Raw genomic sequence first — 21,582 nt, forward strand, 5'->3', positions numbered from 1 at the left:
CAAGCCTGCCCCGCGCCGCTGCCAGGGGCACAAACAAAAACGCCCCGGGGCTTGCGGCCCGGGGCGTTTTTGTTCAACCCGTCACACTCAATGTGCGTAGGTCAGCAACAGCTCGGTCGGCACCTTGGTATCCAGCGACATCATCACGCTCAGGGCAGTGATGGTGAAGATCGAGAACACGAACAGCTTGCGGGCCCACAGGCGATCATCGACAGCCTTGTAGCCGGTCCAGGCCATGTACAGCCAGTACATGCCCATGGCAGCGGCAACCGCCATGTAGCTCATACCGGCATAACCGCCCAGGGTCAGCATCAAGGTCGCCACCAGGAACGCCACGATGTACCAGAGGATGTGCTTCTTCGCCACCAGGATGCCACGTTTGACCGGTAGTACCGGAATCGAGGCCGCCAGGTAGTCGTTGAAGCGGAAGATTGCGATGGCATAGGAATGCGGCATCTGCCAGAGGCTGAACATCACCAGCAGGGTCAGCGCAGCCAGGTCGAAGCTGTTGCTCACGGCGCAGTAGCCGATCACCGGAGGCATGGCACCGGACAGGCTGCCAACCAGGGTGCCGTGCACCGATTTGCGCTTCAGGTACAGGCTGTAGAAACCTACATAGATGATGAAACCGATCAGGCCGAACAGCGCCGCCAGGGCATTGGCCTGCACATACAGCAGGCCAAGGCCGGCCACCCCGAGCAGGGTGGCGTAGGCCAACGCGACTTTCAGCGAGATCTGGCCCTGAACCATGGCCCGGTTCTTGGTGCGCTCCATCTTGATGTCGATGTCACGGTCGATGCAGTTGTTGAACACGCAACCGGACGCCACCACCAGCGAAGTGCCAATCACCGTGGCCAGGAACAGCATGAAGTCGACATGCCCTTGCGCGGCAAGGAAAAAACCGCCTGCCACAGAAAGCACGTTACCGAAAATGATCCCCGGTTTGGTGATTTGGATAAAGTGCTTAACGGACATGTCGTCTTACCTCACTTCGCCATCATGCTGGTGTGGATGCTGAACATGATCCACAGCGACAGGCCGACCAACAGTGCAATGACCATCGCTGTGAACAGGAAGGTCGACACATTGGAACGCTGCTCGGCGGAACGGTCCATGTGCAGGAAGTACACCAGGTGCACCACGACCTGGATGACCGCCAGGGCCACCACGATCATGATGGTGATGTCCTTCGGCATGCTCGGGAACATCACCAGGCCGAACGGAATCGCGGTCAGGATCACCGACAGGATGAAACCGATCACATAGGACTTGACGCTACCGTGGTTGCCCTCGGCGTGGCTGTTATGTGCGTTAGCCATTTACAGAACCCCCAGCAGATACACAACGGTGAACACGCAGATCCAGACCACGTCCAGGAAGTGCCAGAACAGGCTCAGGCAGCTCATGCGGGTCTTGGCGGTGCCAGTGATACCGTGCTTGTTGATCTGGTACATCATCACCGCCATCCAGATCAGACCTGCGGTTACGTGCAGACCGTGAGTACCGACCAGCGCGAAGAACGCCGACAGGAAGCCACTGCGCTGCGGGCCGAAGCCCTCGGCGATCAGGTGATGGAACTCATAGATTTCCATCGCGATGAAGCCGGCACCGAACAGGAAGGTGATGGCCAACCAGCCCAGCACGCCGCCCTTGTTGCCTTTGAACATCTGCAACATGGCGAAGCCGAAGGTGATACTCGAGAACAACAGCAGTGCGGTTTCAACCGCGACAAAGTCCAGCTGGAAAATGTCGTGACCCGACGGGCCGCCGGCAAAACTGCCGGACAGCACCGCATAGGTGGCGAAGAGCGACGCAAACAGGATGCAGTCGGTCATCAGGTACAGCCAGAAACCGAAGACGGTCATCTGGCCCGAGTCGTGGTGGTGATCGTCATGCCCATGGTCGTGACCATGAGCATGAGTGTCTGCATTGATTACATGACTGGACATTGATTAAACCTGCTCAAACGATTTGACACGTGCGCCAGCCGGCGAACCGGTAGCCAGGCCCAGGGCCTTCATGCGCTCACCTTCGATACGCGCCACTTCTTCGGCAGGAACCATGTAGCCCTGGTCGTCACGCGCGGCGTGAGCAACGAAGACAGCGATGGTGCCAACCAGGCTGGCTGCAACCAGCCACCAGATGTGCCAGATGAAGGCGAAACCGAATACGGTGAGCAACGCACCCATGAACACACCGGTAGAGGTGTTGTTCGGCATGTGGATCGCTTCGTACTTGGCTGGAACCTTGTAAGCCTTACCGGCTTGCTTGGTTTCGTGCCAGGCGTCCAGATCGACGTTCTCAGGCATGGTGGCGAAGTTGTAGAACGGTGGTGGCGACGAAGTCGACCATTCCAGGGTACGGCCGCCCCATGGGTCGCCGGTCACGTCCATGTTGTCCTTGCGATCGCGAATCGACACGTACAGCTGGATCAGCTGGCAAGCGATACCGAACAGGATCAGCACGGCGCCGAACACGGCCACGTACAGGTAGGGTTCCCACAGTGGGTTGTCGGAGTGGTTCAGACGACGGGTCATACCCATGAAGCCCAGGGCGTACAGCGGCATGAAAGCCACGTAGAAACCGGAGATCCAGAACCAGAAGGCAGCTTTGCCCCACTTCTCGTTCAGGGTGAAACCGAAGGCTTTCGGGAACCAGAAGGCGAAGCCGGCAATGTAGCCGAATACCGCACCACCGATGATCACGTTGTGGAAGTGAGCGATAACGAACAGGCTGTTGTGCAGAACGAAGTCAGCACCTGGAACAGCCAGCAGTACGCCGGTCATACCACCGATCGAGAAGGTAACCATGAAGCCCAGGGTCCACAGCACTGGCGCAGTGAAGCGCAGACGGCCCTGGTAGATGGTGAACAGCCAGTTGAACAGCTTCACCCCGGTCGGAATCGAGATCAGCATGGTCGCCAGACCGAAGAAGGTGTTGACGCTGGCGCCCGAACCCATGGTGAAGAAGTGGTGCAGCCATACCGCAAAGCCCAGTACCGCGATCGCGCCGGAAGCGTAGATCATCGACTTGTGGCCGAACAGGCGTTTGCCAGCGAAGGTCGAGGTGACTTCCGAGAACACGCCGAAGGCCGGCAGGATCAGGATGTAAACCTCAGGGTGACCCCAGGCCCAGAACAGGTTGACGTACATCATCGGATTGCCACCAAGTTCATTGGTGAAAATGTGGAAATCCATGTAACGGTCAAGCGTCAGCAGTGCCAGAGCAGCGGTCAGAATCGGGAACGAAGCGACGATCAGGACGTTGGCCCAGGTGCAGGTCCAAGTGAAGATCGGCATGTCCATCAGCTTCATGCCAGGCGCGCGCATTTTCAGCACGGTGACCAGGAAGTTGACGCCCGTCAGTGTTGTCCCGAGGCCGGATAGCTGTAGCGCCCAGATGTAGTAATCCACACCCACGCCCGGACTGTACTGGATACCCGCAAGCGGCGGATAGGCAACCCAACCGGTCTTGGCGAACTCACCAACACCCAGGGAGATGTTGACCAGCAGCACGCCTGCCAGCAGCAGGTAGAAGCTCAGGGAGTTCAGGAACGGGTAGGCAACGTCACGCGCACCGATCTGCAGAGGCAGGGCCAGGTTCATCAGGCCGGTGAAGAATGGCATGGCCATGAAGATGATCATGATCACACCGTGGGCGGTGAAGATCTGGTCATAGTGTTCGGGAGGCAGGTAGCCCTCGGAGCCGCCGGTGGCCATGGCCAGCTGCGTGCGCATCATGATGGCGTCGGCGAAGCCGCGCAGCAGCATGACCATCGCGACGATGATGTACATCACCCCGATTTTCTTGTGGTCGACCGAAGTCAGCCACTCGGTCCACAAGTAGGACCATTTTTTGAAATAGGTGATTGCACCGATCAACGCAATACCGCCGAGCGCGATCATGGCGAGTGTCACCATGACTATCGGCTCGTGATACGGAATCGCATCCAGACTTAGTTTACCGAACATCTCTTACTCCTCTGCCCCAGCAGCTGAATGCATACTCACGTCCATCCCTTCGGTACCGGCCGCTTCTTTGCTCTGCTCTTTTTCGTGGACCGGCCGACCGCGGTTCATGCCTTCGTACTTGTCGACGATGGTCTGGAACTGCTCAGGCGAGGCCACGCTGTACAGCGCGACTGGATTGTTTTCGCTCGTTTTGGCCAATGCCGCGTATTCAGCCGCATCCAGCTGTTTAGGCGATTGCTTGACTTCGTTCACCCATGCCTCGAAATCGGCCTGGGAGGTGGCGGTTGCCTTGAACTTCATACCGGTGAAGCCAGCACCGCTGTAGTTCGCCGAGATACCGTCGAACTCGCCGTTCTCGTTGGCGATCAGGTGCAGCTTGGTGGTCATGCCCGCCATCGCGTAGATCTGGCCGCCCAGGCCCGGAATGAAGAACGAGTTCATCACCGAGTCGGAGGTCACGCGGAAGTTAACCGGCGTGTTGGCCGGGAAGACGATCTTGTTGACCGTGGCAATGCCTTGTTCCGGGTAGATGAACAGCCATTTCCAGTCCAGCGCGACCACGTCGATCTGCACCGGTTTCACGTCGGAAACCAGCGGACGATACGGGTCCAGCTCGTGGGTGGTCTTGTAGGTCACATAGCCCAGGGCAATGATGATCAGCACCGGAATGGTCCAGACCGCCACTTCGATCTTGGTCGAGTGCGACCAGTCGGGAGTGTAGGTGGCTGCCTTGTTGGACGCACGATACTTCCAGGCGAACGCGATGGTCATGAAAATGACAGGAATCACCACCAGCAACATCAAGCCGGTAGCGATGAGGATAAGGTTCTTTTGCTCAATGCCGACCTGGCCCTTCGGGTCGAGCAGGGTCCAGTTGCACCCACTGAGTAAAAGCATGCCTAAAAAGGGCAGAATGCCAAACAGTCTGGGGTAACGCTTTTTACTCATCTCACGACCTCTAGAGCAGCTTGCTTCAATGCAATTTGTGTTTTGGTCGCCAACACTTCGTCCTGCCAAGCGTCAGCATTTATGGGATCGAATACGGTCATGCCTTGAGGCCAGCTGCGGCGGCTCGGCATAAACCGGGTATTACGGTGTCTATTGTTTTGACTTCGTAGGCAACAGGCCTGTGTTCAGACCAATTCCATTTGGTGCGGGAAATCACGGAGGGGGGTCAGCCCGGCATCGCCGCAGGCGATGCTCGTCAGAGTCAGCAAAAAGAGCCCTGAAGCTCCTTTAATCCTGCGACTCGCAAGCGGTGCCGAACGGAAATTGGGGGCGATTGTAGATAGGTCGTCATTCAATGACTATGACTAATTGAGCAACAGTCTTTTACAGAATTGACAACAATCAAGTCTGGAAAATCAGTTTCGCGACAGTTTGTCGCACCCTGCTCAATACCCCTGAAGCCCATGTATTACAAGGCTTAAAGCTTGACCCAGGTCAATGCAAGTGCGACACCGAATGAAAGTTCCATTGCACGTCAGGCTTGCATCAACCCATGACTTTTGTCTAAGGCTTGCGACGGTTGCGATAGATGCCCAAAGGCACCAGGACAGCCGTGAGGATGAAGGCCAGCAGCGCCCACTGCGCCAGTGAAAGCCCCAACACCGGTGGGTAGGGCGTGGAACAGAATCCATCGACCTGGAACACCAGCGGCAACACTGAGGCCAGCGGCAAACCATCGACGATAGGCTGCAAGGTATCGATACCGCAACTGACCGCAGGGTTGGCCAGAATATACACATGGTTGCTGGCGGCGGCGATGCCGCCGATGGCACTGAGCACCACCAGCCCTTCGAGGACGGTCAGACTGCGGCGCCCTGGCATAGCAGCGCCAATAAAGGCAAACAAGGCAATCAACAACAGCGCATAGCGTTGCAGGATACACAGTGGGCAAGGCGCCTCGCCGAGCACCACCTGCATATACAAGGCACCGCCGATCAAGGCCAGGCAGATTACCCCCAGCAGTACCAGAAAGCGCCGTTCCCGGTTCAGGCGCGATGTTTGCTCGTTCATTGCATATCCTTGGTTGACTGAATGGCTCAACTGCCTGCCCGCAATTCTACACGCTCAACCAGACCTTCAAGAACGGTAAAAGTGCCGCGCCAGACTCGCTCAGGCTGGTTTGAGCGGCGGCGCAAAGCAGAATGCTGAATTGCCACTATCTTAGTCCTGTGGATTACCCTATCATTAACACTGTACAAATAAACAGTGTCGAACACATCGATATTCAAAAGGCATGTGAGGTGATGAATGGCCGTCGAAGTGGTATACCGCAGCAGCCGCGATCTGGAGCGCTTGTTCATGGATAAAGCCGAAGCTGACCGTCACGACAAGATGCTCGAGCTGGCCGAGCTGCTCGCTGAGGTCCTGAAAAAAGCCGTACCGTCGCTCAGCGAACAACAGGTCGAGGACGCCGGCATCTATATGGCCAAGAACCGCGACGTATTTGCCAAGGCGTTCAAGAGCCAGCCAGACGCCTTGTCCGAGCTGCTTGCAGGCACTGCCGACGAGTAACGCCGCTCAGCGGTAGATCAATTGCTCGGCAAGCATCTGCGCCACCCGCGCCGGTGAGCGCTTTTCTGCCTGGGCGTGGGCAAACACTTCGGTCAGTCTCAATGGTATCCGCGCCAGGTGCGCGGTGATGGTGCCCAGGTCTTCGCCACGGTGCTTGAGCGCCACGTAGATCAGCCCACCGGCATTGATGACGTAGTCAGGCGCATAGAGGATCCCGCGGCTTTCCAGTTGATCGGCCACCTGTAACGTGGTCAGTTGGTTGTTGGCCGCCCCCGCCACTGCCGCACAGCGCAGTTGCATCACACTCTGCCCATTGAGCACCGGCCCGACACCGCACGGTGCGAAAATGTCGCAGGGCGTACTGATCAACATCTCGTTGGCTACCGGGCGCGCATTGAACTGCTCAATGGCCAGTTGCACCTTCCCCGAGTCATGGTCGCTGACCAGCAACTCGGCGCCTGCCGCATGTAACTGCTCGGCCAGTGCATAACCGACGTTACCCAGCCCCTGCACTGCTACCCGCAAGCCTTCCAGGTTGTCGCTGCCCAAACGTGCCATGGAAGTAGCGCGAATGCCGGCGAACACCCCCATGGCGGCGTGCGGTGAAGGATCACCAGCTGCCGTGGTGCTGGTGACATGCTGGGTAGTCTGGGCAATACAATCCATGTCCAGCGTCGAGGTGCCGCTGTCTACTGCGGTGATAAAGCGTCCTTGTAACGTCTCGACAAAACGACCAAAGGCCTCAAACAAGGCCGCGCGGTTTTCCACATGCGGGTTGCGTATGATCACCGCCTTGCCGCCACCCAGTGGCAGGCCGGCCAGCGCAGCTTTGTAGCTCATGCCCTGAGCCAGGCGTATGGCATCGATCATGGCGCTGTCATCGTCTGGATAAGCCAGGTAACGACAGCCGCCCATGGCCGGTCCCAAGTGCTCGCTGTGAATGGCGACCACCGCTTTCAGACCGGTTGGCGGGTCGACGCACAAGTGCAGCGATTGCGTGCGAGTGCTTTGCATCAGCGCGAACATCATCGGCTCCTCAGTGAGGTGCTGATCCCAGTATAGGCCGCGCTTTGCCGATTGATGACAACACCCGGACCACTGGACGAAAGCCTTGGCCAGCGCTACAAAATAAGCTTGAGCGGAGATTGTCATGACCCCACGCCAAGCCTGTATCGCCTGCCTGGAACGTGATCCGGTTGCCTTGCTGGAGGCCGCGCTATGGGTCGCCGCCGAACACGACAGCAGCGTCCAGCCCCAGCTCATCATGCTCCAGGTCAAAACGCTGCAACAGGAAGTCAGCGCCGGCCTGCCGATGCTGCCGCTCAGTGAGCTGGCCCAGCCGTTATTGCGCCGCCTCAATGCCTTGGGGTTCCAGCAGGATGAATATCACCCGATACGCCCACAAGCGGCCCTGCTCGACAAGGTGCTGGAGCGGCGCCGCGGCCAGCCTCTGGCCCTGGCTTTACTGACCCTGGAGCTGGCGCGTGGCCTGTCGATTCCGCTGGAAGGGGTGAATTTTCCCGGACATTTTCTCCTGCGCGTCCCCGGCGCCGACCATTTGCTCGACCCCTGCGGCGGTCGCAGGCTCTACCCTGCCGACTGTCGCGAACTGCTCGGCCGCCAGTTCGGCCCGCAACTGCAGCTCAACGCCGATCACCTGCTCACCGCCAGCCCCAAGCAGATGCTCCAGCGCCTGTCGCGCAACCTGCGCCAGTTGCATTCAACCCACGACGATGACCTGGCAGCGCTCAAGGACGCTGAACGGGTGCTGCAACTGGGACCGGCCATCGCCAGCGACTACCTGGCCCGTGCCACCCTTTACCAACACCTTGACTGCCCCCAGGCCGAACGCTACGACCTGGAGTACGCGCTGCTGCTCAGTGACGATCCAATCCAGCGCCTACGCTTGACCGAGCGTCTGGGGCAGTTGCATCAACCGCCCCCCTCGGTGCATTAGCCATCAGGCCTCAGGACGCATCAGGCTGTTTTGCCGGATGAGCCTGAACAAAGGCAGAATGCGCCTCGGCCAGCGCCTTGACCCGGCTGATCCGTGGATAGTCACCCAGGCTGATATTGAAGCGCTCTGCGGCATACAACTGCGGAATAAGGTAGACATCTGCCAACCCTGGCTCTTCACCAAAGCAATAGCCGCAATCACCGATCAGTTGCTCCACCGCCGCCAGCCCTTGGCTGATCCAGTGCGCGATCCAGGCATTGACCTGTTCCTCGTCATGGCCCAACCCGCGCAGCTGATTGAGCACACTGACGTTGTGCAGCGGATGCACATCGCAACCGATCAACGCTGCCACACCTCGAACCTGGGCGCGCAACACAGGCTCCTCAGGCAGCAGCGCCGGCTGTGGATAAACCTCCTCCAGGTACTCGATGATCGCCGGTGACTGCACCAGCAGTTCACCGGTGTCGATCTTCAGGGCCGGCACCCGCCCCTGAGGATTGAGCGCAACGAAGTGTTCTTCGCGCTGCTCCCCCTTGAGCAGATTGATCGGCACGTACTGGTACTCAAGCTGCTTGAGCGCCAGGGCGATCCTTACCCGATAGGACGAAGTTGAACGGAAGTAGTTGAACAGATCCATGGTCCTGCCCTCTTACTTGGCTGGAAGAATCTTGCCGCGGCACTCACCGAAACCGATCGATGCCACACCCTCACGCACGCAACGGGCACGCAAAATGATCTCGTCACCGTCCTCGAGGAACTTGCGCACTTCACCCGACGCCAGTTGCACCGGTTCTTTGCCGCCCTGGGTAATTTCCAGCAGGCTGCCAAACTGGCCAGGCTGGGCGCCCGACAAGGTACCGGAACCAAACAGGTCACCCGCTTGCAGCTGGCAACCGTTGACGCTGTGGTGAGCGACCATCTGCGCGACGGTCCAGTACATGCTTAACGTATTGCTCAAGGTCAGGCGATGGGCCGGCAGGTTTTGCTCGCGCATGCGCTCGGTCAACAACAGCACTTCCAGCTCGATGTCGAAGGCACCGCCAGCCTGATCGCGTTTGTCCAGCAGATACGACAGCGGTTGCGGATCACCTTCAGGGCGCGAAGGTTGAGCACAACGGAAAGGCTCCAGCGCCTCGGCAGTCACCACCCAAGGGGAAACCGTCGAGATGAAGCTCTTGGACAGGAACGGGCCCAGCGGCTGGTATTCCCAGGCCTGAATGTCACGCGCAGACCAGTCGTTGAGCAGACAGAAGCCGGCAATGTGCTCAGCCGCTTCGGCGACCGGAATCGACTCGCCCATCTCGTTGCCCTGGCCAATCCAGATACCCAGCTCCAGCTCGTAGTCCAGACGCGCGCAGGGGCCGAAGCTTGGCTCGCTCTGCCCGGCTGGCAGGGTCTGGCCCTTGGGCCGGCGCACGTCGGTGCCGGACGGGCGAATGGTCGAAGCACGGCCGTGATAACCGATTGGCACATACTTGTAGTTGGGCAACAACGGGTTGTCCGGGCGGAACAGCTTGCCAACGTTCTTGGCGTGCTCAATGCCGACATAGAAATCGGTGTAGTCGCCGATCTGTGCCGGCAAGTGCAGTTGGCACTCGGCACTGGCAAGCAGCAGTGGTTTGAGTGCTGCCTGATACTGACTGTGCTCGCCGAGCAATTCCAGCAGACGCTCGCGCAGTGCCACGCGAGCCACACGGCCCAGGGCGAAGAACGCGTTCAGGGCACCACCACGGGTCGCCTCGACGGCGGCACGCGCCTGGCCCTCGAACAGACCGGCAGCCAGCGCGCCTTCAAGGTCGAGAATCGCATCGCCAATGGCCACGCCGCAGCGCTTGGCCTGATCCTTGTGAGTGAAGATCCCCAGCGGCAGGTTCTGCAGCGGAAAATCGCGATGCCCGTTGGCGTGTTCGACCCAGCTGCGGGCAATTGCGGACTGATTCATGGGTTATCTCCGATTCGGGGTGAAGGTGCTCGGCAACGAGGCCCAGCAACTATCGTAGTCGGCCTGCAGCTGCGGGCACTCAAGAGCATGGCGGCTCGGACGCAGCACCTGGCTGGTCTCGAACATGAAAGCCATGGTGTTGTCGATCTTGTTTGGCGCAAGTTCGACGGCGATGGCCTTGGCGCAGGTTTCCGCATCCGGGCCATGGGCACTCATGCAACTGTGCAGGGACGCGCCGCCGGGCAGGAAGCCTCCGGCCTTGGCATCGTATTCGCCCTTGATCAGGCCCATGAACTCGTTCATCAAGTTGCGGTGGAACCATGGCGGACGGAAGGTGTTCTCGGCCACCATCCAGCGTGGCGGGAAAATCACGAAGTCGAGATTGGCCATGCCCGGCACACTGGTCGGTGAGGTGAGCACGGTGAAAATCGACGGGTCCGGGTGGTCGAAGCTGACTGTGCCGATGGTGTTGAAACGGCGCAGGTCGTACTTGTACGGCACGTTATTGCCATGCCAGGCGACCACGTCCAGTGGCGAATGATTGAGCTCGCAGCCCCACAGTTCACCGAGGAACTTCTGCACCAACTGCACCGGGCCCTGATGATCCTCATAGTGCGCGACCGGTGCGAGAAAATCCCGTGGATTGGCCAGGCCGTTGCTGCCGATCGGGCCCAGGTCCGGAATTCGCAGCGGCGCGCCATGGTTCTCGGCGATGTAGCCGCGGGCCTGACTGTCGAGCAACTCGACACGGAACTTCAAGCCACGCGGGACCACGGCGATTTCCAGCGGTTCGACTTCCAGCACACCCAGTTCGGTAACCAGACGCAGGCGGCCCAGCTCCGGTACCAGCAACAGCTCACCGTCGGCGTTGAAGAACACCCGCTGCATGGAGCGGTTCGCGCAGTAGTTGTAGATGCTGATACCGGCAGGTTTTTCGCTGCCAGCATTAGCGGCCATGGCGACCCAGCCATCAATGAAGTCGGTCGGCTCGTTCGCAATAGCCTGCGGGCTCCAGCGCAAACGGTTTGGCGTTACCGCGCCCAACGGGCCACCGGCCAGCTGCCGCTCCAGGCGCTCGAAGCGCGGATGCAGGGCCGACGGGCGGATGCGATACAGCCAGGTACGGCGCATCTCGCTGCGGGTCATGGTGAAGGCGGTGCCGGAGAACAATTCGGCATAAAGGCCGTACGGAGCCTTTTGCGGCGAGTTCTGCCCCACCGGCAGGGCGCCAGGCAATGCTTCGCTAGCGAATTCGTTACCGAAACCGCTCAAGTAGTCGAGGACGGGGGTGCTATCGAGGTTCATCGAGCCTCCTGGCCGCATCTGGGCCGGCTAGTAGCAGTTAACTGCTCACCCCGCAAGGGAGAGAGTGCGTCTGCGTTATTTTTATCGTAACTAAATTACGCACAACGTAATTTGATCCCCCGGCGCCGTCAAGATATAAAGACGCCCACCTGTCAACTCGGAACTGTCTCCCATGAGCAAAGCCAGCCCTGCCGCCGACAACAGCGGCAAACAGAAGGTCCGCTCGGCCGAAGTCGGCACCGACATCCTCAAGGCCCTGGCCCAGCTGTCGCCCTCAACCTCACTGTCGCGTCTGGCCGAGCATGTCGACATGCCGGCGAGCAAGGTGCACCGCTACTTGCAGGCGCTGATTGCCAGTGGATTTGCCGAACAGAACCCGGCCACCAACCACTATGGCCTGGGCCGCGAAGCGCTGCGCGTGGGCCTCGCTGCCCTCGGCGGGATGGATGTGCTGAAAGTCGCAGCCATGCCCCTGTCGCAGTTGCGCGACGCGCTTAACGAAAGCTGCTTTATTGCCGTCTGGGGGAACCAGGGAGCAACAGTGGTCAATATTGAGCCGGCAGTCCGCGCAGTCACCGTCGTTACCCAGATTGGTTCAGTATTGCCACTGCTCAGCTCATCGACCGGGCTGGTGTTCGGTGCCTACCTGCCGGAGCGTGAGACTGTCGAGCTGCGTGACCAGGAGCTGGCCGCTCTGGGGCACTCCGCCAGCGAGTATGAGGCGCTGTTTGCCAGCATCCGTCAGCGTGGCCTGCACCATGTTCATGGCTTGCTGATGCCTGGCGTCGACGCCCTATCAGCACCGGTGTTCAATGCCTTTGGCCAGATTGTCGCGGTGTTGACCGTGGTCGGCCCGACGTCGATTTTCCATGCCGACGAGCAGGGCCCGGCAGCGCAGCAATTGCTGGCAGCGGCGAAGATGATCAGCTGGCGCATGGGCTACGAACAAGCCCCTTGATTCGCTTACGAATGCTCACACTCATTCACACAATGCTGCGCCAGTGTGAGCAAGACAGCACTGTTGCCAGAGGCGCAACAGTGAATGTCACAATTGGCTATTTTTCCTTCCGGGTCAGCCGCTTATGCTGTTTGCAGCTGGACCGCGCCATCACTGGCAGCCTCTCTGGCCTGGGCATTTCAGGCGTGCACACCCCGCCTCCCGGCAACAGGTTCACCGACGTTGATTTTGAAGCTCCTTGATCTACGTCTTACTTGGCCGCTGCAATCCAGCGGCCTTTTTTATTGCTGCACAAACCTGTCTGGTGGTGAGGCTCCCTCTCGCCAATCAATCATCATCCGCATCATCAAAGTGAAACCGATGCAACAGCCGATGCGCGATGGGCGCCAGGATCAAGCCGATGCTGGCGACAAACACCAACCCGACATACAGGCCATAACCGGCAAAGAACAGCTTGCCGCCAATACTCTCGGGCAAGATCACCGGCCCTACCCCACCCAACAGCAAGGTGGCGTTGAAGATCGCGTCGTGCAAGGGAATGTTCGGTTCGAAGTACAGGTGTCCCAGCACACCGAAGAGAATCGAGGCAACCAGCAGCAGGCAGGCCGCAAGCGCATGGCGCAGCAATCGAAAGCGGAATTGGCGGGACGAAATGACCGCTTCGGTTCTGGACTCGTACATCCTTTGTACTCCTGCATCGATCATGGCCGCCCAGCATAGGCAAGATCATTCGGCGGCCACAACCTCAGACAGTCTTCTCTACCGGGGAAACTTCTGCAGATTGGCCATCATCTGCTGCAAGGCCTCAAGACTGTCGCGTGGATGTACGGCATCATTAAAATCGCCAATTGCCTGCCAGTTGGCCGCAACATCCTCTGGGCTGAACCCCTGATGCGGGTTGAAACCCACGCCCAGGCTACGCTCCCAGCGCACTTTGCCCACCCAGCCACCCCCCACTTCGTACAGACCACCGCTGTCCTGGCACTGCTCACTGCCCAGATAAACCACCAGCGGGCTGACCAATTCCGGCTTGAGCTGCTCGAATACCTGCGGCGCAATCAACCCTTCAGTCATACGGGTACCACCGGTGGGGGCGATGGCGTTAACCAGAATGTTGTGTTTGCGTCCTTCAATGGCCAGGGTTCGAGTCAGGCCATAGAGCCCCAGTTTGGCCATGCCATAGTTGGCCTGGCCGAAGTTGCCATAGATGCCTGAGGTCGAGGCAGTGAAAATCACCCGCCCCCAGTTCTGTTCGCGCAGATGCGGCCAGGCCGCACGGGTCACTTTGTAGGCGCCTTCGACATGCACCTGGTACACCTGCTCCCAGTCGCTGTCTTCCATCTTGTGGAAAGTCTTGTCGCGCAGGATCCCGGCATTGTTGATCAGCACATCGACCCGGCCAAAGGTATCCAGTGCCTGCTCGACAATACACTCCCCGTCGGCCACTGAATCATGGTTAGCCACCGCCGTGCCACCCGCTTCACGTATCTGCGCCACCACCCGGTCGGCCGCAGAGGCGCTGGCACCTTCGCCATGAGTCGAACCGCCCAGATCATTGACCACAACCCGCGCACCGTGGCGGGCAAACAGCAAGGCATGCGCCTGCCCCAGGCCGCCGCCAGCTCCGGTGACAATCACCACTTTATCGTCCAGGCGCACAGAATCGCTCATGCTCAACACTCCACGGAAATCAGCAAGGAATGCCCGAGTGTCGGCCAGCACCGGCCAGCGCACAATCAAGCGGGCACAGAGTGAATGGCAGGCGATAAGGCCAGAAGATGATGCAACCGGCCTGGTCCTTCAGGACCAGGCCACCTTCTGCGCAACAGGCTCCCGTGATTGCTGGCGAAAAGCCAGATAGTGGCGCAGCACCTGTGCCGGCGCTTCGGTATGGGGGTAATGGCCGATGCCTGGCAGCAGCACAGTATCGGGATTCGGCACCAGTTGCAGGTAGCGCTCGTGCATATGGGCGCCGGATACCGGATCGACCGCACCATTGATGAAACGCAGCGGCACACCCTCTTTTTGCAAAGCGCCGACCCAACGTTCGCGATGGACCGCACGCTCAGGCACGTAGCAAACCAGCTTGTGCAGAATCCGCGTGCCGCGGTTCGACGCAACCAGGCTCCAATAGTCATCCAGCGCACTTTCGCTGGGCTGCGTGCACGGGCCATAGATCTGGCTGACATGGCGCACCAGGTCATCGCGGCCAAACGAGCGTGCCACCAGCCAGCCCAGTCGACTGAGCAGCAACTTCTGGATCAGCAACGCTCGATGGCGCTCGGGAAACAAACCACCGTTGAGAAACACACAGCTGGCGATATGCGCCTGCCCTTCATGGTGGCGCGCCAACAACTCCTGGGAGACGCTGTCACCATAGTCATGGGCGAGCAGGTGCACTGCCTGATCGACCTTCAGGTGCTCAAGCAACGCCTGCTGTAGATCGGCCTGCTCGATCAGACTGTAACCATGTTGCACAGGCTTGGCCGAGTCGCCAAACCCGAGCATGTCACAGGCTATCACCCGGAATCGTTGGGCCAGGGGCGCCCACAAGTAGTGCCAATCCCAACTCGCAGTGGGAAATCCGTGGATCAGCAGCAGCGGTTCGCCTTGCCCTGCCGTCCAGTAGCGAATGGTCTGACCGCGGAAGGTAAAACTCAGGCCCCGGGTACGCCAGACACACAAGGGAATCTCGGCCAGAGACATCAGCGTGGCCTCGCTGAATAGTAGAATGTCGTGTTGAGCAAGGCATCAGTTGCGATCATTGCAATCACCTCGGCACATGCGTGTGCTCGACTGTGGAGCAGTCTAGTCAGCACACAGGCAAAGGTAAGTTGCATTGGCAGCCAGCTTATTGACTCTGTGAGTCAGGCAGCAAAATTGCGTGCTGTGTCACACTCCCCATACCAGCAGCGGTGCCGCAAACAGAACGACCCCGCGTTCGCATTCCAGCCGTTCTGCAATGAGGCGCTCATGCCCTGCTGCCCATCGATCATCCCTTGGCCGGAGCCGCCCGGGCCTTGCTGCAATTGCTGCGCGAGCAACCGCTGGCAGGGTGATCAGCCACGCAGCTTACCGATCAGATCAGCCAGCCAGGGCTCAGCATCGGTTTCCGGTGTGACGGTTTCGCTGGCATCCAGACGCAGCATCGGCTGCACTTCGTTGATGCCCAGCTCGGCGAACAATTCACGCATCTGCTCGCCGCCGCCACAGAAAGTGTCGCCGTAGCTGGAGTCACCCAGCCCGATCACGGCACCGGGAAGACCACGCCAGGCGGCGGGCAGCACGTCACGAATTTCACTGAACAGCGGCACCAGGTTATCCGGCAGCTCGCCCATGCCGGTAGTCGAGGTCACCGCCAGGAAGGCTTCGGGGGCAAAGCCCTGGAGGTCTTGCAACGTGGCGCGGGCAGCGTGCCAGGCCTCGAACCCTGCAGCCTTGAACAGCGATTCGGCATGCCGTGCGACTTCTTCGGCCGTACCGTAGACCGAACCGGAAAGGATGGCGACTTTCATAGTGGATTCCGAAACTGAGTAAAAGCGTAGGATACTAACATTGGACACTGGCAAAAGGCCTTATTCTCCAGATGTGAGCCCTGAACCAATCCTCTAGAATCAGCCTCCGTGCCCGAACTACTACCTTGCGGACCTCGCCGATGATTAACGCCACATTGCTGCAACGCATGATTGATGCCTCCAACGACGGCATCGTGGTCGCCGAACAGGAAGGTGACGACGACACCATCCTGCTCTATGTGAACCCGGCATTCGAGCGCCTGACCGGTTATGACGCCAACGATATTCTCTACCGCGACTGCCGTTTTCTGCAGAACGATGACCGTGACCAAGCGGCACGCGCCTTGATCCGTGAAGCGATCAAGAGCGGTCAGCCGAGCCGGGAAATCCTGCGCAACTACCGCAAGGACGGCAGCGCCTTCTGGAACGAGTTGTCGATCACTCCGGTGCTCAACGAAGCCGACCAGCGCAAGTACTTCATCGGTATCCAGAAAGATGTCAGCCGTCAGGTCGAGGCCGAACAGCGAGTGCTCGAACTGGAACGCGAACTGGCACAGGCGCGGGCACGCATTGCCGAACTGGAAGGCGACGAACGGTAAAAACAAAACCGCCGTTTGGTTGTCCATGACCGTGAAGATTTGCATTCACAACTGACATTTTCGAGTTCGACCATGCAAGCAAATGCCCTCCTGACTCAGGACGAGCTGGACTTCATCAGGTCCATGCAACACACATCACAGCCCGCTGCGGCTGAGTCGGTGTCGCGCCTGATGGTCAATGGCGGCAGCGAGATCAAAGACCTGCTGACCCAGCTGATTGCCCAGGAGCAGGTCACCTTGCAGGCACAATTCGACAACCATCAGATGACCTTTCCCCTGCACCTGGTCGAGGACGAGTTCCATTCCCTGCAGCTGCAGCTGGGCGCACCGCACATCTATGAAGAAGGCCCGATGGTACGCCCATGGCGCCTGACCCTGGAGTCGCCGGTGGCGCTGGAAGACGAGCTGGGCCTGAGTACCGGCCTGTGGGTAAGGGAAATTTCGTTCAAGGGCGTGTTGCTGGAGTTCCGTGACCTGCCCAAACCGCCGAGCGCTTTCGACCTCTGGTTCGCCCCCGACAATTGCGCTCCCATCGCCTTGCACGGTGTCCTGCAGCGGCGTACCGGCAAGCGTCTGGCCGCCTATAACCTGAGCGAGAGCAAGCACTCGGAGATCGAACGGCTACGCGAGTACATCCTCCAGGCCCATCGCCAGGCCCATCCGGAGTTGCATCCTCAGCTGTCCAGGTGACCGGCCAGGTACTGCTGCAAGCGCCGACGCATTAAACGCCCTTCACTGCCCAGGCACGCGACTTGCGAGCCGATCAGGCTGTCCTGAGCCAGGTCCGCAGCCTCACCAGCCAGCAGCAACGGGCAGTCCAGTGCCAGGGCCAGACGGGCCAGGCGTTTGGGTAGGTCCTGCGCCGGTGGATGATTGGAAAACAGCACCAGGGCATGCGGGCGCATGCGCTCGCAGACCAGGCTGAGTTCTTCCACTGGCTGGCCCAGCCCCAATACCGTCACGCCGATTTCACTGGTCCCCAGCATCAAGGCGGTGACCAGCAACTCCAGCTCCCGGCAATGCCCGGGAATCGCCGCGAGCACCACCCTGACTTCTTGCTGGTCAGCAGACAGCTGCAAACGCTGCAGTACCCGCCCGCGCAGGAAGCCATCGAGAAACAGCCATTCACTGAGGTGGCCGAAGGCGTCCTGGGTGCAGCGCAATTCCTGCCAGACCGGCAAGAGGATGTCCTGGAATGCCACCACCAGTGGGTAACTGCTGAACACCTGGCCGTAGACCTGCTCCAGACGCCGCTCATCGAACGCCCTGACCACTTGGCGCAACTGCAGCTGCCATTGCTTGAAGTCGTCCTGGGATGCCTGGCTGGGCACAGCTTCAGTCTGCGGTTTGAGGCTCTGGCTGCGGGCGAGAATCTTGCCGACCTTGCTGACCGCCACACCCCGCTCGATCCAGCCGAGGATGCTGCGCACGTCATCGATATCGGCTTGTGAATAGAGCCGGTGCCCACTTTCGGTGCGCGTGGGCTGAATTAGCCCATAGCGGCGCTCCCACGCGCGCAAGGTGACCGGATTGATACCTGTCAGACGGGAGACTTCGCGAATGGGGAACAGCTCTTCATGAGCGAGATCACCGGGGTTCAACGAAGGCTGGGCAGGTTCAAGCATTGCCGGAAAACCACGATTCTTGAGGGTTGACGCACATTCTACTCCGGGCAGTCAGTAGCGACCATTGGCATTTGTTTTGGCTGGCAACGTCTGAGCACTGACGAGTCAGCTTATTTCGGGAATAATCCGTGCCCGCTTTTTGCATGCAAGCAGATGCCGTCCACCACCCCGGACGCATTTCATGGGCAGGCCACCCGCTATGCCCAGTTGCCAGGAGATACACAATGTCTACCCCTCCCGTTACCTTGATGGTAACGCGCCGCGTCGCCGAAGGCCGCTATCAGGATCTGATAAGCTGGTTGCACGAAGGCGAACAACTGGCCACCGACTTTACCGGTTACCTGGGCTCAGGCGTCCTTGCGCCCCCCCCACAAGGTGACGAGTTTCAGATCATCTTCCGTTTCACCAGCGAGCAGACCATGCAGGCCTGGGAGCACTCGGCCTCACGTAAGGCCTGGCTGGATCGCGGCAACGGCCTGTTCGAACAACCGCAAGAGCTGCGCGCCAGCGGCCTGGACGGCTGGTTCGGCAGCAATCCGGTGCAACGTCCACCGCGCTGGAAGCAAGCCGTGGCGATCTGGCTGGCGTTCTTTCCGGTCTCGCTGTTGTTCAACCTGCTATTCGGCCATTGGCTCAGCGCCCTCGACCTGCTGCCACGGATCCTGCTCAGTACGCTGGGACTGACGCCGTTGATGGTGTATTTGTTCATTCCGCTGTCGACCCGCTTGTTGGCCAGTTGGCTTAATACCCCAACGCGCCGCTGTAGGCCGCAGGGTGCGCGCAATCCGGCCTAGTTCGGGTATGCTGGGGGTTATCCAAGCGAACCTGTAAAAGTTGACCGCCCCCACCATGAACAGCCCAATTCTTGTCACCGGAGCCAGCCAGCGAGTCGGACTGGCGTTGGCCCTGAACCTGGCGCAGGCCGGCCATACCGTGGTCAGCGCCAGCCGTAGCAAAAGCCCTGAGGCTGCGCACCCGAACATCGTCCAGTTCCAGGCCGACCTGTGCCGGGAAGAAGATCGCCAGGCGCTGATCGACTATTTGAAGTCCAACCATGACGGCCTGCGGGCAATCATTCACAATGCCTCGTTGTGGCTTGATGACGATCTGGCCAATCTCAACACCATGTTCAAGCTGCATGTCGAAGCGCCCTACCACCTGAACCTGGCGCTGGGCGAGCAACTGCTGAAAATGGCCAAGGCCGATATCATCCATATCTGCGACGAGACCTCCTCGCGCGGCAGCAAGAGCCATATCGGCTATGCCGCCACCAAGGCCGCGCTGCAGAACATGGTCCTGTCTTTTGCTGAAAAATACGCGCCGGTGGTCAGGGTCAACGCGATCCTGCCGGGGCTGCTGATCCTCAAGGAAAACAGCGACGAAGCCTACCGGCAGCAAACCCTGAAAAAGGCCTTGCTGGAATTCGAGCCTGGCGCTCAACCACTGATCGAGGCGGTGCAGTTCCTCCTCGACAACCAGTACAGCACCGGCAGCAACGTGGTCATCAACGGTGGCCGCCATCTGAAAAACCGCATCGCGGTAGACTGAATTGTCCTTGTCACGAGAACGACCATGAACGACCAACAGAAACTTGAGCTCGAAGCCGCGGCCTTCCGCCGCCTGGTTGCTCACCTGGACAGCCGCAAGGATGTGCAGAACATTGACCTGATGAACCTTGCAGGCTTCTGCCGCAACTGCCTGTCCAAGTGGTACAAGGCCGCCGCCGACGAGCGTCAGATCGAGCTGAGCATGGATGAGGCCCGCGAAGTGGTCTACGGCATGCCTTACGCCGAGTGGAAAGGCCAATACCAGAAAGAAGCCAGCGCCGAACAGCAAGCGGCGTTCGCCAAAGGAAAGCCCAATGACTGATCTGAACACCCTGCTTACCAGCCTGAAGTCCGGCGACCATCAATTTGCCGATACCCTGGCCTTTATCGCCGCCCACTACGACTACCAGCCGCAAGCGTTCAACAACGGTGGCGTGGAAAGCGCCGCCGGGCAGAACGAAGGTTCGTGCAAGACCCTGGGCCTGGCCCTGCTCGAAGGCCTGAGCGATGAAGAAGCGCTGCTGGCATTCGGCGAACACTACCGCTCGGTCCTGGCCACCCCGGAAGGCAGCGACCACGGCAACATCCGAGCGCTGATCAAGCATGGCCTGGCCGGGGTGAAATTCTCCGCTCAACCGCTCACGGCTCGCTAAGCGTCACCACACGTCCCGGCGCGTCGTCGGCCAGTTGTCCCTGTTGCAACCACTGCAGGGCAATTGGCCAGAGCCGGGCCTGAAAGCGGCTGTGGAAAAAGGCGAAATGGCCGATCTGTGCTTCGTCGATATCGCCAGGTGCAATGCGCAAATGGCTGCGCGGGCTGGACCTGAAATACCCCAGTAGTCGCTCGATCGCCGCGACGGTGCCAAAGGGATCATCGGTCAAACTGATCGCCAGCGTCTGCGCTGTCACCTGAGCAAACGGCAAATCAACCAGTGCCTTGCCACTGGGGCGCAGCTCGTAAGCCGCCGTCAGCGTGCTCCAGTCCTTCACGACCCCTGCCGGGGTGTCTTCCAGCCAACCCAGGCGCTTGCCGGGGAAATAGCCGAACAGCCGGGTCAGCAACGGCATGAGCACATGCCACTTGCCAAACAGTCGCCAGCGACTGTCACTGGCATAGTCACGCCAGTAGGCAAACTGCGCGCCGACCGTAACCAGCCTGCGCAGCTGAGCGGACGATGGTGCCAGCCCGGCGGCACAACCGCCAAAGCTGTGGCCGACGACATCAACCGGTTGCCCGGGAAACTCGCGAGCAGCGCGCTGCAGCATGGCCTCGAAATCCAGTGCCCCCCAGTCCGTCCAGGAAGCTTTGAAGTGGCGCATGGACACCGGACGCGACTCACCAATGCCGCGATAGTCGTAGGTCATGACATCGAAGCCGTGGCTGAACAGGTACTGGGCAAATCGTGCGTAATAACTACAGCGCACCGAGGTGGCCGCGTTGATGATCACCACCGCACGCGTACTGTCCGGCAGCGGGTGGCGCCAACAAAAGCCGCCAAGGGGATAACCATCGCCTGCACGCTCACAAAACGCGCGTGCTGTGCTGCTAGCGGCTGGCAGAGGTGGAAATGTTTCGAGGCTGCTCATAGGGGAACCTCAAACAGTCGCCACCCCTGAGCGAACACAGGGGCGGCGACGATGGT

General features: G+C 59.8%; 25 protein-coding genes. 9 read left to right on the forward strand and 16 right to left on the reverse strand.

From position 1 onward, the window contains the following. Window positions 1-87 precede the first annotated feature (87 nt). The 6 genes from cyoE to C6382_RS06275 all read right to left on the reverse strand — a co-directional run bounded on the left by cyoE (window position 88) and on the right by C6382_RS06275 (window position 5,990). Complete coding sequence (cyoE, locus tag C6382_RS06250; RefSeq protein ID WP_107023660.1) at window positions 88-975, reverse strand: heme o synthase; 888 nt, start codon at window positions 973-975, stop codon at window positions 88-90. 11 nt (window positions 976-986) lie between these two features. Continuing rightward, window positions 987-1,319, reverse strand: a complete 333-nt coding sequence (gene cyoD / locus C6382_RS06255) for a cytochrome o ubiquinol oxidase subunit IV (protein WP_010223513.1) — start codon at window positions 1,317-1,319, stop codon at window positions 987-989. After that, the gene (locus tag C6382_RS06260; RefSeq protein ID WP_107023661.1) at window positions 1,320-1,949 is read right to left on the reverse strand and encodes a cytochrome o ubiquinol oxidase subunit III; all 630 of its coding nucleotides are present in this window, start codon (window positions 1,947-1,949) and stop codon (window positions 1,320-1,322) included. It abuts the gene before it with no gap. Between the two features lie 3 nt (window positions 1,950-1,952). Continuing rightward, window positions 1,953-3,971, reverse strand: a complete 2,019-nt coding sequence (gene cyoB, locus C6382_RS06265; RefSeq protein WP_107023662.1) for a cytochrome o ubiquinol oxidase subunit I — start codon at window positions 3,969-3,971, stop codon at window positions 1,953-1,955. A 3-nt stretch (window positions 3,972-3,974) separates the two neighbouring features. Beyond that, window positions 3,975-4,919, reverse strand: a complete 945-nt coding sequence (gene cyoA / locus C6382_RS06270) for a ubiquinol oxidase subunit II (protein ID WP_107023663.1) — start codon at window positions 4,917-4,919, stop codon at window positions 3,975-3,977. Window positions 4,920-5,483: 564 nt separating this feature from the next. Next, the gene (locus C6382_RS06275) at window positions 5,484-5,990 is read right to left on the reverse strand and encodes a disulfide bond formation protein B (RefSeq protein ID WP_107023664.1); all 507 of its coding nucleotides are present in this window, start codon (window positions 5,988-5,990) and stop codon (window positions 5,484-5,486) included. A gap of 237 nt (window positions 5,991-6,227) precedes the next feature. Here C6382_RS06275 and C6382_RS06280 point away from each other — a divergent pair, with 237 nt between their 5' ends. Further along, a complete protein-coding gene (locus tag C6382_RS06280; RefSeq protein ID WP_107023665.1) occupies window positions 6,228-6,491 on the forward strand; it encodes a YebG family protein in 264 nt (87 codons plus the stop codon). Window positions 6,492-6,497: 6 nt separating this feature from the next. On the opposite strand, the gene C6382_RS06285 is transcribed toward C6382_RS06280, so the two are convergent. Next, complete coding sequence (locus C6382_RS06285) at window positions 6,498-7,517, reverse strand: Glu/Leu/Phe/Val dehydrogenase dimerization domain-containing protein (RefSeq protein ID WP_107023666.1); 1,020 nt, start codon at window positions 7,515-7,517, stop codon at window positions 6,498-6,500. Window positions 7,518-7,641: 124 nt separating this feature from the next. Here C6382_RS06285 and C6382_RS06290 point away from each other — a divergent pair, with 124 nt between their 5' ends. Continuing rightward, entirely contained in the window at window positions 7,642-8,448 is an 807-nt protein-coding gene (locus C6382_RS06290; RefSeq protein ID WP_107023667.1) for a SirB1 family protein, read from the forward strand. Between the two features lie 10 nt (window positions 8,449-8,458). On the opposite strand, the gene maiA is transcribed toward C6382_RS06290, so the two are convergent. From maiA to hmgA, 3 genes are read right to left on the reverse strand one after another with little or no spacing between them, the layout of a single operon-like run. Further along, window positions 8,459-9,085 (reverse strand): maleylacetoacetate isomerase, encoded by a 627-nt coding sequence (maiA, locus tag C6382_RS06295; RefSeq protein ID WP_107023668.1) that lies wholly within the window; start codon window positions 9,083-9,085, stop codon window positions 8,459-8,461. Window positions 9,086-9,097: 12 nt separating this feature from the next. Further along, window positions 9,098-10,390 carry a fumarylacetoacetase gene (gene fahA / locus C6382_RS06300; protein WP_107023669.1) on the reverse strand — a complete coding sequence of 431 codons (1,293 nt, stop codon included), beginning with the start codon at window positions 10,388-10,390 and terminating at the stop codon, window positions 9,098-9,100. A 3-nt stretch (window positions 10,391-10,393) separates the two neighbouring features. Next, window positions 10,394-11,695 carry a homogentisate 1,2-dioxygenase gene (gene hmgA, locus C6382_RS06305; protein ID WP_107023670.1) on the reverse strand — a complete coding sequence of 434 codons (1,302 nt, stop codon included), beginning with the start codon at window positions 11,693-11,695 and terminating at the stop codon, window positions 10,394-10,396. 172 nt (window positions 11,696-11,867) lie between these two features. Between hmgA and C6382_RS06310 the strand changes: the two genes are divergently transcribed. Continuing rightward, entirely contained in the window at window positions 11,868-12,653 is a 786-nt protein-coding gene (locus tag C6382_RS06310) for an IclR family transcriptional regulator (RefSeq protein WP_107023671.1), read from the forward strand. A gap of 327 nt (window positions 12,654-12,980) precedes the next feature. Here the strand turns inward: C6382_RS06310 and C6382_RS06315 are convergent, their stop codons facing one another. The 4 genes from C6382_RS06315 to C6382_RS06330 all read right to left on the reverse strand — a co-directional run bounded on the left by C6382_RS06315 (window position 12,981) and on the right by C6382_RS06330 (window position 16,168). Further along, a complete protein-coding gene (locus C6382_RS06315; protein ID WP_107023672.1) occupies window positions 12,981-13,334 on the reverse strand; it encodes a hypothetical protein in 354 nt (117 codons plus the stop codon). Between the two features lie 78 nt (window positions 13,335-13,412). Further along, the gene (locus tag C6382_RS06320) at window positions 13,413-14,324 is read right to left on the reverse strand and encodes an SDR family oxidoreductase (RefSeq protein ID WP_107023673.1); all 912 of its coding nucleotides are present in this window, start codon (window positions 14,322-14,324) and stop codon (window positions 13,413-13,415) included. 129 nt (window positions 14,325-14,453) lie between these two features. Continuing rightward, window positions 14,454-15,359: an alpha/beta fold hydrolase gene (locus C6382_RS06325; RefSeq protein ID WP_107023674.1), complete on the reverse strand. Its 906-nt coding sequence runs from the start codon at window positions 15,357-15,359 to the stop codon at window positions 14,454-14,456. A gap of 353 nt (window positions 15,360-15,712) precedes the next feature. Next, window positions 15,713-16,168: a flavodoxin gene (locus C6382_RS06330; RefSeq protein ID WP_107023675.1), complete on the reverse strand. Its 456-nt coding sequence runs from the start codon at window positions 16,166-16,168 to the stop codon at window positions 15,713-15,715. 140 nt (window positions 16,169-16,308) lie between these two features. Between C6382_RS06330 and C6382_RS06335 the strand changes: the two genes are divergently transcribed. Both C6382_RS06335 and C6382_RS06340 read left to right on the forward strand, forming a co-directional pair. Continuing rightward, the gene (locus C6382_RS06335; RefSeq protein WP_107023676.1) at window positions 16,309-16,767 is read left to right on the forward strand and encodes a PAS domain S-box protein; all 459 of its coding nucleotides are present in this window, start codon (window positions 16,309-16,311) and stop codon (window positions 16,765-16,767) included. Between the two features lie 72 nt (window positions 16,768-16,839). Continuing rightward, on the forward strand, window positions 16,840-17,457 hold the full coding sequence (locus tag C6382_RS06340) for a hypothetical protein (protein WP_107023677.1): 618 nt from the start codon (window positions 16,840-16,842) through the stop codon (window positions 17,455-17,457). Here C6382_RS06340 and C6382_RS06345 read toward each other — a convergent pair. After that, a complete protein-coding gene (locus C6382_RS06345) occupies window positions 17,442-18,392 on the reverse strand; it encodes a MerR family transcriptional regulator (RefSeq protein ID WP_107023678.1) in 951 nt (316 codons plus the stop codon). The two genes, C6382_RS06340 and C6382_RS06345, sit on opposite strands and share 16 nt — an antisense overlap. Before the next feature lie 224 nt (window positions 18,393-18,616). On the opposite strand from C6382_RS06345, the gene C6382_RS06350 reads away from it, so the two are divergent. From C6382_RS06350 to C6382_RS06365, 4 genes are read left to right on the forward strand one after another with little or no spacing between them, the layout of a single operon-like run. Beyond that, the gene (locus tag C6382_RS06350; RefSeq protein WP_107023679.1) at window positions 18,617-19,186 is read left to right on the forward strand and encodes an antibiotic biosynthesis monooxygenase; all 570 of its coding nucleotides are present in this window, start codon (window positions 18,617-18,619) and stop codon (window positions 19,184-19,186) included. 55 nt (window positions 19,187-19,241) lie between these two features. Beyond that, window positions 19,242-19,940 (forward strand): dihydromonapterin reductase, encoded by a 699-nt coding sequence (gene folM / locus C6382_RS06355; protein ID WP_107023680.1) that lies wholly within the window; start codon window positions 19,242-19,244, stop codon window positions 19,938-19,940. Between the two features lie 24 nt (window positions 19,941-19,964). Continuing rightward, a complete protein-coding gene (locus C6382_RS06360; protein ID WP_107023681.1) occupies window positions 19,965-20,261 on the forward strand; it encodes a DUF1244 domain-containing protein in 297 nt (98 codons plus the stop codon). Continuing rightward, window positions 20,254-20,592, forward strand: a complete 339-nt coding sequence (locus C6382_RS06365; protein WP_107023682.1) for a HopJ type III effector protein — start codon at window positions 20,254-20,256, stop codon at window positions 20,590-20,592. Before C6382_RS06360 ends, C6382_RS06365 begins: the two co-directional genes overlap by 8 nt. On the opposite strand, the gene C6382_RS06370 is transcribed toward C6382_RS06365, so the two are convergent. Next, a complete protein-coding gene (locus tag C6382_RS06370; RefSeq protein WP_107023683.1) occupies window positions 20,579-21,526 on the reverse strand; it encodes an alpha/beta fold hydrolase in 948 nt (315 codons plus the stop codon). The two genes, C6382_RS06365 and C6382_RS06370, sit on opposite strands and share 14 nt — an antisense overlap. Window positions 21,527-21,582: the final 56 nt, after the last annotated feature.

The sequence above is a fragment of the Pseudomonas sp. BBP2017 genome (assembly GCF_003024385.1).
Lineage (GTDB): Bacteria > Pseudomonadota > Gammaproteobacteria > Pseudomonadales > Pseudomonadaceae > Aquipseudomonas.